Below are 16,101 nucleotides of genomic sequence, written 5' to 3'. Positions count from 1 at the left end.
AAACGGACAATTTCGGCCTTACCCCTCAAAGAAACTCCTGGACAGCCGGGCCAAATCCGCTTTCGGCGAATCTCGCCATTGGCAATTAGTTAACCCGATGTCCCTGGAACTCGAGGCTGCAAAGTCGGCATGCTAATGCATACCTAGCGAACAATACCGATTTGAGCTGCGACATTCAAGTCCGCAACACGCTCTCGGCGAGTCCGCAAAAGGTCCGCCGGCCGCGACCGCCACCTCTCCTTCGCACCACTAATGCGCAGCAGCATCCCAGTTCACACCAGCACCAATGGAAACATCCAGCGGTACCAGCAATTCAGCCGCCAAGTCCATCTCACGATGCAACAGCTCCTTGATGGCCGCCTCTTCCCCATCTGCAACTTCAACGACCAGTTCGTCGTGAACCTGCAGGAGGACACGCGAGCGCAACCCGCCTCGTCGTAAAGCATCGTCGACCCGGAGCATTGCAATCTTAATAATGTCCGCCGCCGACCCTTGGATTGGCGAGTTCAAAGCCGCGCGTTCCGCGTTATCGCGAGCGATGCGGTTGTCGGCGTTGAGTTCCGGCAGGTAGCGGCGCCGATCGAACATCGTGGCCGTAAAGCCATCCTTGCGCGCCTGCTCAACAACCTTGTGCAGGTAATCGCGCACGCCGCCGAAGCGCTCGAAGTAGTCCTCCATGAGCTTCTTCGCCTCGCGCTGCGGAATGTCGAGCTGCTGAGCCAGACCAAAAGCGCTCAGACCGTAAGCCAGACCGTAGCTCATCGCCTTGACACGACGACGCAGCTCAGGCGTGACCTCATCAATACCGACGCCGAAGACCTTCGAGCCGACGTAGTTATGCAGGTCCTCGCCCTGTCGGTAGGCCTCAATCAGCCCCGGATCCTGCGACAGGTGCGCCATCACACGCATCTCAATCTGCGAGTAGTCCGCGGTAATCAGCTGCGCATAGCCATCGCCCACCACAAACGCCTCACGAATCCGTCGCCCGAACTCCGTGCGCACCGGAATATTCTGCAGATTCGGCTCCGTCGACGACAGGCGCCCCGTCGCCGCGACCGTCTGATTAAAGGTCGTATGAATACGGCCATCATCGGCGACGGCCTTAATCAGCCCCTCGACGGTTGACTTCATCTTTTGCGACTCGCGGAACTTCAGCAGGTAATCCAGGAACGGATGTGGGTTGACCTTCGCCAACCCCTCAATTTCCTTCGCCGCCGTGGAATAGCCAGTCTTCGTCTTCTTCGTCTTGGGCATTCCCAGCTGGTCAAACAGGACTTCTTGCAATTGTTTCGGCGATCCGAGATTCAGCTCAGGCTTATCGACGAGGTTGCGAGCCTCACTCTCCGCCTCATCGGTAGCCGCCTGCGCCTGCTTGCGAAGCTCCTCGAGTGCATCGACATCCACAGCGATACCGGCGCGCTCCATCCGGCCAAGCACTGGAGCGAGCGGAACTTCCAGGTCGGCGTACACACTGTAGAGTCCGGCCTCATCGAGTTCGAGAGCCAACCGCTCCGCCAGGTCGATGACGGCGGCGACATGGGAAGCATCTTCGGCCGGGCCATCGAGCAGGGTCATCTGACCATCGGTCTGCGAAAGAGTCTGGCCAAGGTGACGCTGGACGACGTTGTCCAAGCTGTAACTGCGCTGACTTGGGCGCAGCAGGTACGCGGCCAAGAAAGTGTCGTGGATGACCCCTGCCAGCTCGAAGTCGTAATTCCAGAGCGCATGCATGGCCGATTTACAGTCATGCACCAGCTTCGGGTGGTCGCCTGCGAGCCACTCGCGCAGTGTGTCGGCATCTTCTGCGGATAGCTCGCCGAGGTCGAGAGAAACGGCCTGACCGCTAGCCTTGCCCTTCTCATCGGCGGAGCCAATCATCAGGGTGTGCTCCACGACCTGCAACGCGGCCGGCTCGTGCAGTTCACCCAGCCAGGCAGCCAGGGCGCCGTCGTCAAGCGAGACCGCCTCGAGCTTTGTCGCGCTGTCGCTGGTGGAGGCGGTGACGCCCGCACCTTCGATGGAAAGGGTGCGGAACACGCGCTCGCGGAGGTTATCGCCGAATTCGAGGCGGTCGAAGAAGTCGATGATTCCCTGGGCATCAGCGGGCCGGAGCTCGAGCTCGTTCGGACCGTATGGCAAGGGCAGGTCCTTGACCATTTCGGTGATGTCACGGTTCAGCTGGACGTTTGCGACGCGCTCGCGAAAGTTGTCGCCGACTTTGCCGCGGATTTCGTCGGCGTGATCGATGAGGTTTTCCAGTGTGCCGTACTGAACGATCCACTTCGTCGCGGTTTTCTCGCCGACCCCTGGAATGCCCGGGAGATTGTCGGAGGGATCGCCACGGAGGGCCGCGAAGTCCGGGTACTGAGTCGGCGTTAGACCGTACTTCTTCTCAATAGCCGCAGGCGTGAAGCGATGAAGCGTAGTGACACCGCGCATTGGATAGAGCACCGTAGTGGTGTCATTGACCAACTGGAACGAGTCGCGGTCGCCGGTGACGATGAGCGTTTCGAAGCCCTCAGGCTTGGCCTGGGTAGCCAACGTCGCGATAATGTCGTCGGCCTCGTAGTTGTCCTTTTCCAGCGTGACGATGCCCATCTCTTTCAGCACCTGTTGAATAAGCGGCACCTGACCACGGAATTCCTCAGGAGTCTTCTCACGCTGGGCCTTATACTCCGGGAAAATCTCGTTGCGGAAGGTCTCGCGGGCGACATCGAAGGCGACCGCCACGTGCGTGGGCTTTTCCTCGCTGAGGATATTGGACAGCATAGAAAGGAAGCCGTACACCGCGTTCGTTGTCTGACCGCCGGTGGTTGAGAAATTATCCACCGGAAGGGCAAAGAACGCGCGGAAGGCCATGGAATGACCGTCGATAAGCATGAGGGTCTTCTTCATGACAACCCAGTGTAGGAAAATATTGAACAGCGTAGGAAAACTGAGATTCGCGCTGGGGACTCGCGGCTACGGAGGATGAGTTGTTGGTCGGCCTGCTTCAGTGAACAATAATTACGGTAATCAAGCGGTATTTTGAAACGGGTTCAGCAGCCCCTTAGTCCACGTGAACAGTGATTCGCAAGAGTAAGCCTCCCGAGCGTCGCTTGGCACTTGGTTTCAGTTTCCGAAATGCTGTAATCCAACTTTAATATTCGCCTTATTTTCCTGGAGTTTTTCCATATTTTCCAACGATTGTTCAACAACATGCATAGAACCTGCCCCAAATGAGGCGTCTAGAAATTACCCCCTCTTTGAGGTGGCCGCGAAAACATATCGCCACGTCCTGCGCGTGCACTTGAAAGCAATTGGCGAAGTTACGCTTTCATGGCTTTAGACTCGTCAGCATGAGTGAGTTCGATTCGACCAATTTCCAACGGAGTGCCCATTCCACCCGCGAGCGCATTATCGCGGCTGCAGCTCGGCACTTCGCACGCAAGCCTTTGCGAAGCGTGCCACTGAAGGAGATTGCCAGCGATGCGGGCGTTAGCGCGCCGCTCATCATCAAGTACTTCGGCTCCAAAGAAGGTCTCATGGCCGAACTGATTGACTTTAGCCAGTTCAAAGGCACGCTCAGCCGAGCTCCCTTCAATGAACTTGGCCAGCGGATGGCCAGCGCTATTTTGACTGGTCAAGGAATGGCCGGACAGTCCATGATTCCGCTGATTGTCGGATCCCTTGACTCCGAGGAAACTGCAAAAGTCATCGCCGAACGGTTCAATGAAGCTATCGCCGACGACTTGATTCACCGCGTCGAAGAAGACGGCCCAGAGGACATCAGCCACGAAACTGCCGTGTACCGCAGCCAGATGGTTGTTTCCCTCTGCGTCGGATACCTAGTTCTTTCCGATACCGGTTTGATTGACGAGGCCAACGCGCCGAAGATCTCGGTGGAGGCCATGGGTAGCTGCCTGCAGCAGATTATCGAGCACGGCTAAGGTCCGAGCACAGCTCAGGAAGCAGCTCCACCGCCCATCACCTACCACCCACCACCCACCACCCACCGCCTACTCCTGCGTAACTCACTGAATCAGCAGCGCCACCCCAGTCGCTGCTTTTTTGTTTTGTGTTCTTAATCGCACTCCGAAGCTGCTAATACACACACGGAAATACGGTTCTTCTCAGATGGAAGACATACAATGGCCTGCGATGTCTACTGAAAATATGAGCGCTCCTGGTGCAGAGTCGACTACGCTGCCGACCACGAGCCCCTACTCTGAAATCCCGAAGCCGACCCCGCTGGGTGTCATCGCCAACGCAGTTCGTGGTGGCCTCATTGGTCTCGCCGAGACGATTCCGGGTGTCTCCGGCGGCACCCTTGCGCTGATTACGGGCATCTACGGACGCCTGATTGAATCGGCAAAGCGCATCACCGACCTGCCGCGGGCGATCTCCAAGGGCACCTTCAAGGAGGACCTACGCAGGATTGACTGGTGGCTGCTCATCCCGGTAGCTATCGGCATGGCTGCCGTGGTCTTCTCCATGGCAGGAGTCATGGAGAACTTCGTCACCAACCAGCCGGTCGCTTCCCGAGCACTGTTCATGGGCATGATTGCCGCCTCAATCACCATGCCGCTGAACGAGCTACAGCCGGGTGCTCTGCGTCAGCCGGGCATGCGCGGCAAGGCCATCGCCGTCTTCCTGTTTTTCAGCGTCGCCCTGTTCACGCTCACATCGCTACCGCAGGCCGCACCGACACAGCCGCCTCTGTGGCTCGTGCTCATCGCCGCTTCGATTGCCGTGTGCGCACTAGTGCTGCCGGGCGTTTCCGGTTCCTTCTTCCTGTTGGTCATCGGACTCTACGCACCGACCATGGGCGCAATTCATGACCGTGACGTCGCCTACATCGGCACTTTCTTCGTCGGCGCACTGATCGGCATCGTCCTGTTCATCCGCCTCCTCGAATGGCTGTTGAGTACACACCAGGCGCTCACGCTGGTCGCCATGTCCGGACTCATGCTCGGTTCGCTGCGCGCTCTCTGGCCGTGGCAGACCAAAAACAACGAGCTCCAGGGCATCGGCTCCGACTGGGGACTCGCCCTCGGACTGTTCATTCTCGGCGCCGCAATCGTCAGCGTCGTCGCTTATGCGCAGCGCCGTTTTTCTAATTCGGGGTCGATGGACTAAACTAGACAAGGTCGCTTCGACAGAGCATTTTCGCTTATCGACGGCTTTGCGCCCCTGTAGCCCAATTGGCAGAGGCAACGGATTCAAAACCCGTCCAGTGTGAGTTCGAGTCTCACCGGGGGCACGATTTTAAAACCCGCTTTCACCTGGCGTTTAGCCTGGTGGGGGCGGGTTTTTGCTTGGGTTATTATTCACTATCTTTCACTCTTTTTCACGCACTTTCACGGGTATTTTGAGCCAAAAGTGAGCCAAAAATGAGCCACGTATTGCTTGCTGAGTCCTGCGGTTACCTCCTGGCGAATTCTGTTTTCGGGCATAAGAAAACCCCGCCACCACCGATGAACTGCTCCCCATTAGTTGGACTGAGAAATCAGTTACCGACTAGTGGGGAGCAGTTCAAGTGGAACGGGGCATCAACTGTTTTGCCAACTATGCGGACTCATCAATTCCGCAGCGCTCAATCGCGTTGTCAAGCGCTTCCTCAACACCAAACCAATCATCGTTGAACTCATTCAGCTTCGGGATGTATGACCGAATGATGTCAACAGCACTTCGGGGTATCGGTACTTGGATAGCACAAAGCGCTGAATTGAGCGCCTCCGCAGGATATCCGCCGTCCTCATAGTCTTCCATCGTGTGCCGTCGTGCTGTATTTCCAAGCAACAGAAGGAGTTTGTCGGCTACCGCATCAAACGCCTCATATTCAATTTCATTGTCAACAGGGAGAACTCGGCTAGGGTCAATATATGTCACCTTCGCCGGCATAACATCATCTAGTGCCATACGATTTCCCTCTCTTTCTTACCTCGGATGTGCCGCTACCTGGAGGTTTTAGCGGGTAGTCAAACTCCGTACGACACATTTTAGTAAAGGCATTATCCAGCCCATACTGCAGCATTTTCACAGTTATTTTCGTTTACGACTACTCATTTGGTCACTTTGACTGCACGAGATATGAACTCATCAATCTCTGGTGAATCTTGGTGTGTCTTCTTAATGCATTTTCCTCCAACAGTTAATAAATAAGCTGGACTACCTTCAGGCTCGCCTTCAGCAGCACCTATCATCCACGAGCCATTAGAGAAATATGCATAATCAGCCATCTAATCCACATTTTTCTCGGCACAATCTGCACCGCGCCGAAGTTTTGCTGCCGACAGTCGCTCAACTGCCAGAGCACGCCATAAAACAGCTAAGACGGTTTCCGCTTCACCAGGAGCCGTTAAGTGTGCAGCAAATGCATTCTGGTGAAGCGGAAACCGTCCTTTTGCAGCATGCATCCAACTGGGGCTCTGGCCAATTGGCGTCATCAACAAACAAAACCCGCTGCTACAGATTATCCACCGCGTACTGAGCTTCCTCCGGGGTAAACTGCTCGCCATATTCCGACGTCAGCTGATCGTAAATCGCATCCGGGGACATTGCCATCGAATCCTGGTAAGAGCGCGCCTTTTCCAGTGCATTCTTATTCCAGTCCACTTCAAGGTTGTCCATTGCATACTGGGCAGCCTCCGGCGAGAACTTCTCGCCATACTCCGAGGTCAGCTGGTCATAGATGCCGGCCTTCGACATGTGCATCAAATCCGAGTAACTCTTGGCCTTGCGGAGAGCATTCTTGTGCTCGGTCGGAACCTTCTCTTCCTGTTTTTCCTGCTTCTCCGCCTGGCCCTGCTGCCCCTCTACAGCCGCCTCAGGATTCTCAGCGAAATCGGCATTCTCAACAGAGCCAGAATCATCCGCAACTGCAGTGTCCGAATCAAAGAGAGACGCAGCTTCAGAATCGGAGCCCGAATCAGCATCGCCGCCACCGGTCAAGGTGGCCGCCACGGCTAGGACCACGACAGCACCCGCGGCGATACCGCCCCACTTGAAGCAGCCGCCCTTCTTCTTTTCTTTCGGAGCCGGAGGCACCTGCCCAGCTGCCGACTGACCCTGCGGGTAGAGCTGCTGACCGAGCGGATCCTGCGGGTTGTGCTGGTAGGGCTGCTGCCCCAGCGAAGCCTGCGGATTCTGGGAGTCATACGGATTCTGGGAGCCATACGGGTTCTGTGGGCTCTGCGGGTTCTGAGGGAAAGTGGAATCGGACATCGTAAGAAGCCTCCTACGTAGAAGTTGCAATAAACGAACAGCTCTCTGTCGTCAGTTGGAACTATCTCAGCAATCCCGGATTCGATTCTCCGCACTACAAAAACATTTTCGATTCACGAACCATACCCCCGCTGGAGGTAAGAAAAAACCAGGCCCTACCCCGCCAAACGGGGATTGGACCTGGCTAAACTCTCGACAAACTAGCCTTCAACCTTGGCCAGCGCTTGCTCAATATCGGCAATAATATCGTCAACATTTTCCAAACCAATGGACAGTCGAACAAGACCAGGGGTAATCCCCACCGACGGCAGCTGCTCATCCGGAACCTGGCGATGTGTGGTGGAAGCCGGGTGCAGCACGCAGGAACGGGAGTCGGCCACGTGCACCTGACGGGTCACCAGTTTCAGCGCATCCATGAAGGTCGTGCCAGCTTCACGGCCACCCTTGAGATCAATCGTGACCACACCGGAAGCTCCGTCGAGGTACTTCTGAGCAAGCTCGTAGTATGGGGAAGATTTCAGGCCGGGGTAACGAACGTCGTTAAGCAAATCCGTGCGCGATTCGAGGTATTCGGCGACCTTCAGTGCGTTCTCGCAGTGACGACGCATGCGAACGTCGAGACTTTCGAGCGACTGGTTCAGCATGAAGGCGGAGTGAGCTGCTGGGTATGCGCCGAAGTCGCGCTGTAGCTGCATGCGCGCCTTAATGACGAACGGCGCGACGGCGTAGTCCTTGGTGTACACGACGCCGTGGTAGGACTCGTCGGGCTCGGTAAAGTCGGGGAACTTGCCGTTGGTGAAATCGAACTTGCCAGAGTCGACGATGACGCCGCCGACCTGGATCGCGTGGCCGTCCATGTACTTAGAAGTGGAGTGGACGACGATGTCTGCGCCGTGCTCGATGGGCTTACACAGAATCGGGGTGGCGAAGGTGCTGTCGACAATCAGCGGTACACCCTGGCCGTGGGCGATGCGGGCGAACTTCTCGACATCGAGCACACTCATCGCCGGGTTGGCAATGATTTCACCAAATAGCGCCTTGGTGTTCGGTTTGAATGCTGCGGCGATTTCCTCCTCGGAGGCATTCTGATTGACGAAGATTGCCTCGATACCGAAGCGCTTCAGCGTGGTAGCGAAGAGGTTCGAGGTACCACCGTAGATTTCCGACGAGGTGACAAACGAGTCGCCCGCGGAGCAGAGGTTCATGATTGCGAGTGCAGTTGCGGCCTGGCCGGACGTGGTGGCCATTGCTGCGGCGCCTCCCTCAAGGTCGGCGATTTTCTCTTCGACGGCCATAACCGTTGGGTTCGCGAAGCGGGAGTAAATCAGTGCGTGAGTTGGTTCGTCAAAGACGGCAGCAATGTCGTCGGAGGAGTCGAACGTGTAGGTCGTCGACTGGATAATCGGCACCTGACGTGGGTCTTTATTACCTGGTACGTAGCCGGCGTGGATGAGCTTGGTCTGATCTTGCATGGGACGAAATGAGCCTTTCAATCGATTGAATTCTGATTATAGGGCGCGTGGTGACGCAAACTGAGCTTCAGCAGAAAGGTTCCGCCCCCGCTCCCCCAACCGCAAAGATTTTATTTTCCACCCCACCGTCCATATAATGAGATACCAATCCCGTATAGCAAGACTGGTTTGGTTTTTACGCACACCACTACGTATCAGCGGCCAGCCTTGCTCCCGGCTTTACGCACTGCCCACCAGCAGCTCACGCCGCGGTCGAGTTTTCTCAAAGTACAAAGTACTCAGTACTCAACACGTTTTGGACTGTCATCATGCCTGCTGCGAATTCTTCCTCTAGCTCCTCCGACCACACTGCGAACGCGAACTCCGCTAAGACGCCGCTTCACGCAGTACCGGAGGACACCGCCCCCACGGATCCGTCGTCCATCACAGATGCGGAAATCTTCGAGGCACACCGCGGCGGTAAGCTCCGCTCGCACTCGACCATGAAGCTCGAGACGATTCGCGACCTCTCCATCAGCTACACCCCAGGTGTCGCCCGCGTCTGTGAGGCCATCCACGAAGATCCGGCCCTGGCCCGCACCTACACCTGGACCGGCCAGAACGTCGCGGTGATCTCCGACGGCACCGCAGTCCTTGGCCTCGGCGACATCGGCCCCAAAGCTGCACTGCCAGTTATGGAAGGAAAGGCCCAGCTCTTCGAGCAGTTCGCCGGTATCTCCGCAGTGCCAATCGTCCTGGATACCCTCGACACGGAGGAAATCATCAAGACGGTCAAGGCGCTGGCACCGTCGTTTGGCGGTGTGAATCTCGAAGACATCTCCGCGCCTCGCTGCTTCGAGATTGAGCAGCGTCTCGACCAAGAGCTCGACATCCCAATCTTCCACGACGACCAGCACGGTACCGCCATCGTCATCGCAGCCGGCCTAATCAACGCCTGCAAGCTGACCGGCCGCAGCTTCCAGGATCTCCGCGTGGTCATCTCCGGCGCTGGTGCCGCTGGTGTCGCTGCGACAAAGATGCTGCTGTCCGCTGGCGTGTCCGACATCATCGTCGTCGATTCGCGCGGCATCATCCACCCGAACCGCGAGCCACTTAGCGACATCAAGCAGTGGGTCGCCGGCATGACCAACCCGCGCGGTATCACCGGTTCGATCAACGATGCGCTTGTCGACGCTAACGTTTTCATCGGCGTCTCTGCCGGCCGTATCGGCGAGGATGCGATTAGCCAGATGGCCGCTGACCCGATTCTGTTCTCGCTGGCCAATCCGATTCCGGAGATTCCGATGGAAGTCGCCCGCAAGTACGGAGCCGTCGTGGCCACTGGCCGCTCGGATCACCCGAACCAGATTAATAATGTGCTGGCCTTCCCGGGGTTGTTCCGTGGCGCGCTGGAGGCGGGCGCCAAGCGCATCACCGAGGCCATGAAGCTGGCTGCTACCCAAGCCATTGCAAGTGTCGGCGTAGAAGACCTGAGTGCCGACCGTATTATTCCGTCAGCGCTGGACCCGCGCGTCATGCCGGCTGTGGCGAAGGCAGTCCGCGATGCTGCGCTGAGCGACCCGGCATCCGGCGCGGTCGAGCCGCTCGATGTCACCGGCTCTGGGTTTGCTGCTGCTGACGCGAATGTAGCTGAAGCAAACTAGCAACCGGCGCTGCTTAGCCCCCGTGTAAATCGGGTCTGGATAATGTTTTGTTCCTTAGCTCAGGCCCGATTTTTGTTAGATACTTCGCACCAACGCCCGCAGTTCCCCACTCCCAGAAGCCTGAAAAGTGTGTGGTTCTCCTGCACCAGTCTAAGACGCAGCTGAATAGGGGTACCGGAATTTAAGGTATTACTGCGCCTAGGTAACATATTCAGATATGAAAAGACCCATCGCATTGGCGGCTGCCACGCTGACTGCGACCTTGTTCTTAGGGCTTACAGGCTGCGTCACCAATGACGAAAGCGGTAACCCCGAGGGCTGGTCAGAAATCAAACCGGCAGCGGTCCCCGAACTGGCGAAACAGGTCCCAGCAGATCTTCGTAAGCGCGAAGTGTTACGCATCGGCACCAACCCAACATTCGCCCCGGCAGAGTTTAAGGATTCCGCCGGTTCCATCATCGGCTTCGACATCGATCTCATCCGAGCCATGGCCAGTGTCTTGGACCTGAAGATTGAAATCCAAGAACAGGATTTCGCACTGATTCTGCCGGCCCTGTCGGCCGGCGCAGTCGATGTTGGTGCATCCGGATTCACCTCAAACGAGGAGCGCCGCAAGACTTACGACTTCGTCGACTACCTGGATACCGGCCTGCAGTGGGCACGTCGCCCAGGCAGCGACGCCAGCTCTGATAACTACTGTGGCAAAACCGTTGCCGTTCAGCGCAATACTGTCGCGGACATGGAGGACCTGCCGGTAAAGAACCAGGACTGCCTGGATCGCGGTTTGCCGCCAATCGATAAGTTGGCCTACCAGGATGCTGGTACCGCCGCTACTACCGTGGTGCTGGGGCGTGCTGATGCATTGGCCGCTGACTCACCAGTCAGTGCCTACGCGGTCAATCGCTCTGAGGGCAAACTCGAACTTGCCGGAGATATCTACGATGGTGCCCCGTTCGGCTTCGCTATTCCGAAGGATTCAGAACTCGGCCCTGTGCTGCAGCAGGCACTGCAGTACCTCATCGACAACGGCCAGTACAAGCAAATCCTGACCACATGGGGTTTGGAAGACGGTGCTTTGGAACGCGCCACTATTAACGGAGAGGAACTTTAAGTGAGCGACTCATCTGCGTCTGGCGCCCGCTACGAGGCCACACAGGCGGAACTCAACGAAGAAATTAAGGCCAAACCGCTGCCACACCCGGGTCGCTGGATTACCGCAGCAGTGCTGCTGGTGCTCTTCCTGTGGTTCATCATCGGTGCCGCCCGCAACGAGGCCTACCACTGGGATGTTTACTTCCAGTACCTGTTCGACACACGAATCGCCGCTGCCGCTGGCTGGACCATTGCTCTTACGGTCCTGGCCATGCTTATCGGCATCATCGGCGGTGCCATCGTCGCCGTGCTCCGCATGTCGGAAAACCCCGTGCTGTCCACAGTTGCTTGGTTCTACCTGTGGGTTTTCCGAGGAACGCCGGTCTACGTGCAGCTGGTCTTTTGGGGTCTCCTCGGCACTATCTACTCGACGATTGACCTGGGCGTTACCGAGGTTGATTTAAGCACCATTCTCTCCAATACCTTCGTGCTGGCATTCGTCGGTCTCGGCTTGAACGAGTCCGCATACATGGCTGAAATTGTCCGTGCCGGCATTCAGGCTGTCCCAGAGGGTCAGACCGAGGCATCGAAGGCATTGGGTATGAGCTGGTGGCAGACCGTCCGCCGCACCATCCTGCCGCAGGCTATGCGCATCATCATCCCGCCAACGGGCAACGAGTTCATCTCCCTGCTGAAGACCACTTCGCTGGTCATCGCAGTGCCGTTCTCGCTGGAACTCTACGGTCGCTCCACCGACATCGCCAACGCGCTGTTCCTGCCGGTGCCGATGCTGCTGGTCGCCGCCACCTGGTACTTGGTCATCACATCGATTCTGATGGTCGGCCAGTTCTACCTTGAGCGCTACTTCGCCCGCGGCGCTACACGCCAGCTCACCGCCCGCCAGCTGGCCGCGCTTGCCGACGCCGAAGGTGTGCCGCTTGCTAATACTCGCGTTGTCGATAAGGACGAAGAGCACTTCTACCGAGAGGATCCGCAGTAAATGACTACCAAAGATTTGATGGTTGAGGCGCAAAAGGTTCGTAAGAACTTCGGCCGGCTCGAGGTCCTCAAGGGCATCGACCTGGAGGTTCCACGCGGTACGGTTACCTGTCTCATTGGCCCTTCGGGCTCCGGTAAGTCCACGCTGCTGCGCTGCATCAACCACCTGGAAAAGGTCAACGCTGGGCGTCTCTACGTCGACGGTTCACTGATTGGCTACCGCGAGAAGAACGGCCGCCTCTACGAGATTTCTGCGGCCGAAGCTGCGCGTCAGCGCCGCGATATCGGCATGGTGTTCCAGAACTTCAACCTGTTCCCGCACCGCACCGTGCTGGGGAATATCACCGAGGCACCAGTGCTGGTAAAGGGTGTCTCCCATGAGAAGGCTGAAAAGCGCGCCATGGAGCTGCTGGACATTGTTGGTCTAGCGCACAAGGCCGATGCTTACCCTGTTCAGCTCTCGGGTGGTCAGCAGCAGCGTGTTGCCATTGCTCGAGCTCTGGCCATGGAGCCGAAGCTCATGCTCTTCGACGAGCCGACTTCCGCTCTGGACCCGGAGCTCGTCGGTGAGGTTCTCAATGTCATGCGTGGTTTGGCCGATAAGGGCATGACCATGGTCGTCGTGACGCACGAGATGGGCTTTGCCCGCGAAGTCGCCGACCAGGTCGTGTTCATGGCTGACGGCGTGGTCGTAGAAAAGGGCACCCCGGATGAGGTGCTGGGTAATCCACAGCACGAACGCACCCGCAACTTCCTGTCTTCGCTGTTAAAGTAACAGCCGTTAAAGTAACAGCCAGGGGAGGCTGGCAGGCGGAACAGCAAACCTAAGCGCCAAAAGTTGCGGAAATACCGCGAATCAGGGTTACTGCCGCGCCGGTAGTCGCCAGAATGACCGCGAGCTTTCGGGCTTGCATAATGGGCACTCGCCGAGAAATGCGAGTGCCCAAAAATATACCTACCACCAGGGCGGCCAAGCACAGCGGCCAGAGCAATGCCGGCGTGGTGGCGAAGACAGAGACGTCAGCGCTGAGCTCCTTGAATGCCAAAGACAGCGCACCGGAGACAAAGAAAAGCGGCTGCAGCGTGGCTGCAAAAGTCTGCGCCGGCCAACGGGAAGCCTGTGCGTAAACGGTAATGGCCGGGCCCGCGATGCCGGCCAAGGTATTCATAAAGCCGCCGGCAACGCCAGAGGCAACGGCGTACTGTGGGCCGTCAACACGCATGCGGTGAGGCATAAAGGATGTCACCAGCAGCGCAAGCAGCACTAGCCCACCGACCAGAACCTGGAGTGGCCCGCTGGGTGTGTTGTGAACCACCCAGGCGCCTGGCAACGCCCCAAAAGCCATCACCGGACCAATTAGCCAGAACTTCTTCCAGTCGACGTTTTCTCGCACCGAGATAGTCTGCATGACCGCATTGACGGTGGCGAGCACGTTGATAATCAAAATACCTGCTACTGGGCCTGCAATCAGTGAGAGGACTGGCCCTCCCAGCAGGCCGAGTCCCATGCCAGCTACTCGCTGCATCAGTGCCCCGATGAAAATCGTTGCCACGATAAAGACAAAAGCCCACACTGATAACTCCATGGGAGGGAGTTTACAGCGTGGGCTTTTTGGCTACTCCACGGGCGGGGTCTCCGGGAACCCGTCGTAAAGCGGAGACGTTAGCGGACTCGATGCGAACTAGATGACGCCCTGAGCCAGCATTGCGTTAGCGACCTTCTTAAAACCTGCGATATTGGCACCGAGCACGTAGTTACCCTCGTGATCGTACTCAGCTGCGGTGGTCTCGCAGTTTTTAAAGATGTTGGTCATGATGCGCTTCAGGCGCTCATCGGTGTAGGAGAAGGACCAGGAATCGCGGGTCGCGTTCTGCTGCATCTCCAGAGCGGAGGTAGCAACACCGCCAGCGTTGGCAGCCTTGCCCGGTGCGAAGTGGACACCGTTGGACTTAAAGACCTCGATGGCCTCCGGGGTGGACGGCATGTTTGCGCCCTCGGCAACGAAGCGGCAGCCGTTTTCGACCAGCAGCTTGGCGGACTCGCCACTCAGCTCATTCTGAGTTGCACACGGCAGTGCAACATCGGCCTTGAGCTCCCAGATGTTGCCACCCTCGTGGAACTCAGCGCCCTCAGCCTCGGCCACGTACTCGGAGACGCGAGCACGACGAACTTCCTTGATCTCCTTCAGCAGCTCGACGTCGACACCGTTCGGAGTGGAGACGTAACCGGAGGAGTCAGAGAAACCGATGACGGTAGCGCCGAGCTCCTGAGCCTTCTTAATGGCGTAGATGGCGACGTTACCGGAACCGGAAACGATGACCTTGGCACCGTTGATGTCAGCACCGTTGGCCTTCATCATCTCTTCAGTGAAGTAGACGCAGCCGTAACCGGTGGCCTCGGTACGAACCAGGGAACCGCCCCAAGTAAGCCCCTTACCGGTAAGAACGCCGGACTCGTGCTGGTTGGCCATACGGCGGTACTGACCGAACAGGTAGCCGATCTCGCGGCCGCCGACGCCGATGTCACCGGCCGGGACGTCACGGTACTCACCGATGTGGCGGTGCAGCTCAGTCATGAACGACTGGCAGAAGCGCATAATCTCCAGCTCAGACTTGCCCTTCGGATCAAAGTCGGAGCCGCCCTTGCCTCCGCCGATTGGCAGGCCGGTCAGGGAGTTCTTGAAAATCTGCTCGAAGCCCAGGAACTTGATGATGCCGAGGTTCACACTCGGGTGGAAGCGCAGACCGCCCTTGTACGGGCCCAGCACAGAGTTGAACTGAACGCGGAAGCCACGGTTGACCTGGACCTGGCCCTGGTCATCGACCCACGGCACGCGGAAAATAATCTGGCGCTCCGGTTCACACAGACGCTGAACCAAGCCGAAGTCACCGTAGTGTGGATCCTTTTCCAGGACGACCTTCAGGGACTCCAGAACTTCTGCCACTGCCTGGTGGAACTCCGGCTCACCGGCGTTTCGGGTAAGAATCTGGTCATAGAGTCCCGAAACCTTCTGCTCGATATTCAAAATAAACCTCTCTGCGTAACCATTATGGCGCCCACGAAGAACAACCAGTCCGCGGTTGTAAACCACTTCTCGGTTGCCGTATCTCGGTGGCACAGGTTATGTGCACAAGGACTGGGCAACTGTTGATATTGAAGCGGACATAATTATACAACGGCATATTGCTGGGAAAACTCGTAGTGTTTCGCACTACACCCGCTCTCCGAGCCAAGCACCGCCACTGTGACCGGTTACACTTTTCACCGATTAGGTAGGAAATTACCTAAATACGGCAACATTCCAGGGATACGTCGCAACAGATTCGAGTAATTCGTCGAACTCACGCAGCACCGGGTCCGGGGGCAATTCTGCACGCGGAGTCAGTAGCTCCGAGAGGTCCATAGCGAGTTCATTGAGAGAACCACCGTGCTGATCGAAGCTCAAGAGATAACGGAATACCTTCCTCTCTCCGAGCGGCTCCTTCGGGTTCTCGCGCTCCCACTGCTCCACCAACTGTGCGTCAGTGTCCGCCGACGCCACCGACACAGCCACATCACTGACTCGCCCGGCGCGGTCAAACTCACTCAACTTGGTACGAAATGCCTCGGCCAGCGCCTCCGATTCGGCCGGCTTCACCAGGCAGTGAAAAACAATCTTCGACATAACTTCACAGGCTAAGTCACGCGA

Annotated in this window: 14 protein-coding genes and 1 tRNA gene; 7 read left to right on the top strand and 8 right to left on the bottom strand. The window is 57.4% G+C overall.

Annotated elements, in window-relative coordinates; all coding sequences use genetic code 11:
* Positions 1-249: 249 nt before the first annotated feature.
* Entirely contained in the window at positions 250-2,880 is a 2,631-nt protein-coding gene (polA, locus tag HMPREF2708_RS01960) for a DNA polymerase I (protein WP_070831637.1), read from the bottom strand.
* Between the two features lie 458 nt (positions 2,881-3,338).
* On the opposite strand from polA, the gene HMPREF2708_RS01955 reads away from it, so the two are divergent.
* From HMPREF2708_RS01955 to HMPREF2708_RS01945, 3 genes are all read left to right on the top strand, one after another.
* Entirely contained in the window at positions 3,339-3,929 is a 591-nt protein-coding gene (locus HMPREF2708_RS01955; RefSeq protein WP_070831634.1) for a TetR/AcrR family transcriptional regulator, read from the top strand.
* Between the two features lie 211 nt (positions 3,930-4,140).
* Positions 4,141-5,118 (top strand): DUF368 domain-containing protein, encoded by a 978-nt coding sequence (locus HMPREF2708_RS01950; protein WP_070831631.1) that lies wholly within the window; start codon positions 4,141-4,143, stop codon positions 5,116-5,118.
* Between the two features lie 50 nt (positions 5,119-5,168).
* Positions 5,169-5,242 (top strand) — tRNA-Leu (locus tag HMPREF2708_RS01945).
* 305 nt (positions 5,243-5,547) lie between these two features.
* On the opposite strand, the gene HMPREF2708_RS01940 is transcribed toward HMPREF2708_RS01945, so the two are convergent.
* The 4 genes from HMPREF2708_RS01940 to HMPREF2708_RS01930 form a co-directional block, all read right to left on the bottom strand.
* Positions 5,548-5,901, bottom strand: coding sequence for a hypothetical protein (locus tag HMPREF2708_RS01940; RefSeq protein WP_070831628.1), 354 nt, complete (start codon positions 5,899-5,901; stop codon positions 5,548-5,550).
* Positions 5,902-6,044: 143 nt separating this feature from the next.
* Positions 6,045-6,221, bottom strand: a complete 177-nt coding sequence (locus HMPREF2708_RS11085) for a hypothetical protein (RefSeq protein ID WP_168168089.1) — start codon at positions 6,219-6,221, stop codon at positions 6,045-6,047.
* 226 nt (positions 6,222-6,447) lie between these two features.
* Positions 6,448-7,206, bottom strand: coding sequence for an Ltp family lipoprotein (locus HMPREF2708_RS01935; RefSeq protein ID WP_083321838.1), 759 nt, complete (start codon positions 7,204-7,206; stop codon positions 6,448-6,450).
* A gap of 200 nt (positions 7,207-7,406) precedes the next feature.
* Positions 7,407-8,678, bottom strand: coding sequence for an O-acetylhomoserine aminocarboxypropyltransferase/cysteine synthase family protein (locus tag HMPREF2708_RS01930; RefSeq protein ID WP_070831625.1), 1,272 nt, complete (start codon positions 8,676-8,678; stop codon positions 7,407-7,409).
* Positions 8,679-8,986: 308 nt separating this feature from the next.
* Between HMPREF2708_RS01930 and HMPREF2708_RS01925 the strand changes: the two genes are divergently transcribed.
* The 4 genes from HMPREF2708_RS01925 to ehuA all read left to right on the top strand — a co-directional run bounded on the left by HMPREF2708_RS01925 (position 8,987) and on the right by ehuA (position 13,187).
* The gene (locus HMPREF2708_RS01925; RefSeq protein ID WP_070831622.1) at positions 8,987-10,321 is read left to right on the top strand and encodes an NAD(P)-dependent malic enzyme; all 1,335 of its coding nucleotides are present in this window, start codon (positions 8,987-8,989) and stop codon (positions 10,319-10,321) included.
* A gap of 217 nt (positions 10,322-10,538) precedes the next feature.
* Entirely contained in the window at positions 10,539-11,432 is an 894-nt protein-coding gene (locus tag HMPREF2708_RS01920; RefSeq protein WP_070831620.1) for an ABC transporter substrate-binding protein, read from the top strand.
* A 63-nt stretch (positions 11,433-11,495) separates the two neighbouring features.
* Positions 11,496-12,413, top strand: coding sequence for an amino acid ABC transporter permease (locus HMPREF2708_RS01915; RefSeq protein ID WP_371326288.1), 918 nt, complete (start codon positions 11,496-11,498; stop codon positions 12,411-12,413).
* Entirely contained in the window at positions 12,414-13,187 is a 774-nt protein-coding gene (ehuA, locus tag HMPREF2708_RS01910; protein WP_070831612.1) for an ectoine/hydroxyectoine ABC transporter ATP-binding protein EhuA, read from the top strand.
* A gap of 49 nt (positions 13,188-13,236) precedes the next feature.
* Here the strand turns inward: ehuA and HMPREF2708_RS01905 are convergent, their stop codons facing one another.
* From HMPREF2708_RS01905 to HMPREF2708_RS01895, 3 genes are all read right to left on the bottom strand, one after another.
* Entirely contained in the window at positions 13,237-13,998 is a 762-nt protein-coding gene (locus HMPREF2708_RS01905; protein ID WP_070831609.1) for a sulfite exporter TauE/SafE family protein, read from the bottom strand.
* Positions 13,999-14,094: 96 nt separating this feature from the next.
* Entirely contained in the window at positions 14,095-15,438 is a 1,344-nt protein-coding gene (gene gdhA / locus HMPREF2708_RS01900) for an NADP-specific glutamate dehydrogenase (RefSeq protein ID WP_070831747.1), read from the bottom strand.
* 255 nt (positions 15,439-15,693) lie between these two features.
* The gene (locus tag HMPREF2708_RS01895; RefSeq protein ID WP_070831606.1) at positions 15,694-16,077 is read right to left on the bottom strand and encodes a hypothetical protein; all 384 of its coding nucleotides are present in this window, start codon (positions 16,075-16,077) and stop codon (positions 15,694-15,696) included.
* Positions 16,078-16,101: the final 24 nt, after the last annotated feature.

This window comes from Corynebacterium sp. HMSC073H12, assembly GCF_001837775.1.
Classification (GTDB): domain Bacteria; phylum Actinomycetota; class Actinomycetes; order Mycobacteriales; family Mycobacteriaceae; genus Corynebacterium; species Corynebacterium amycolatum.
This window is presented reverse-complemented; position numbering and strand designations above follow the sequence as displayed.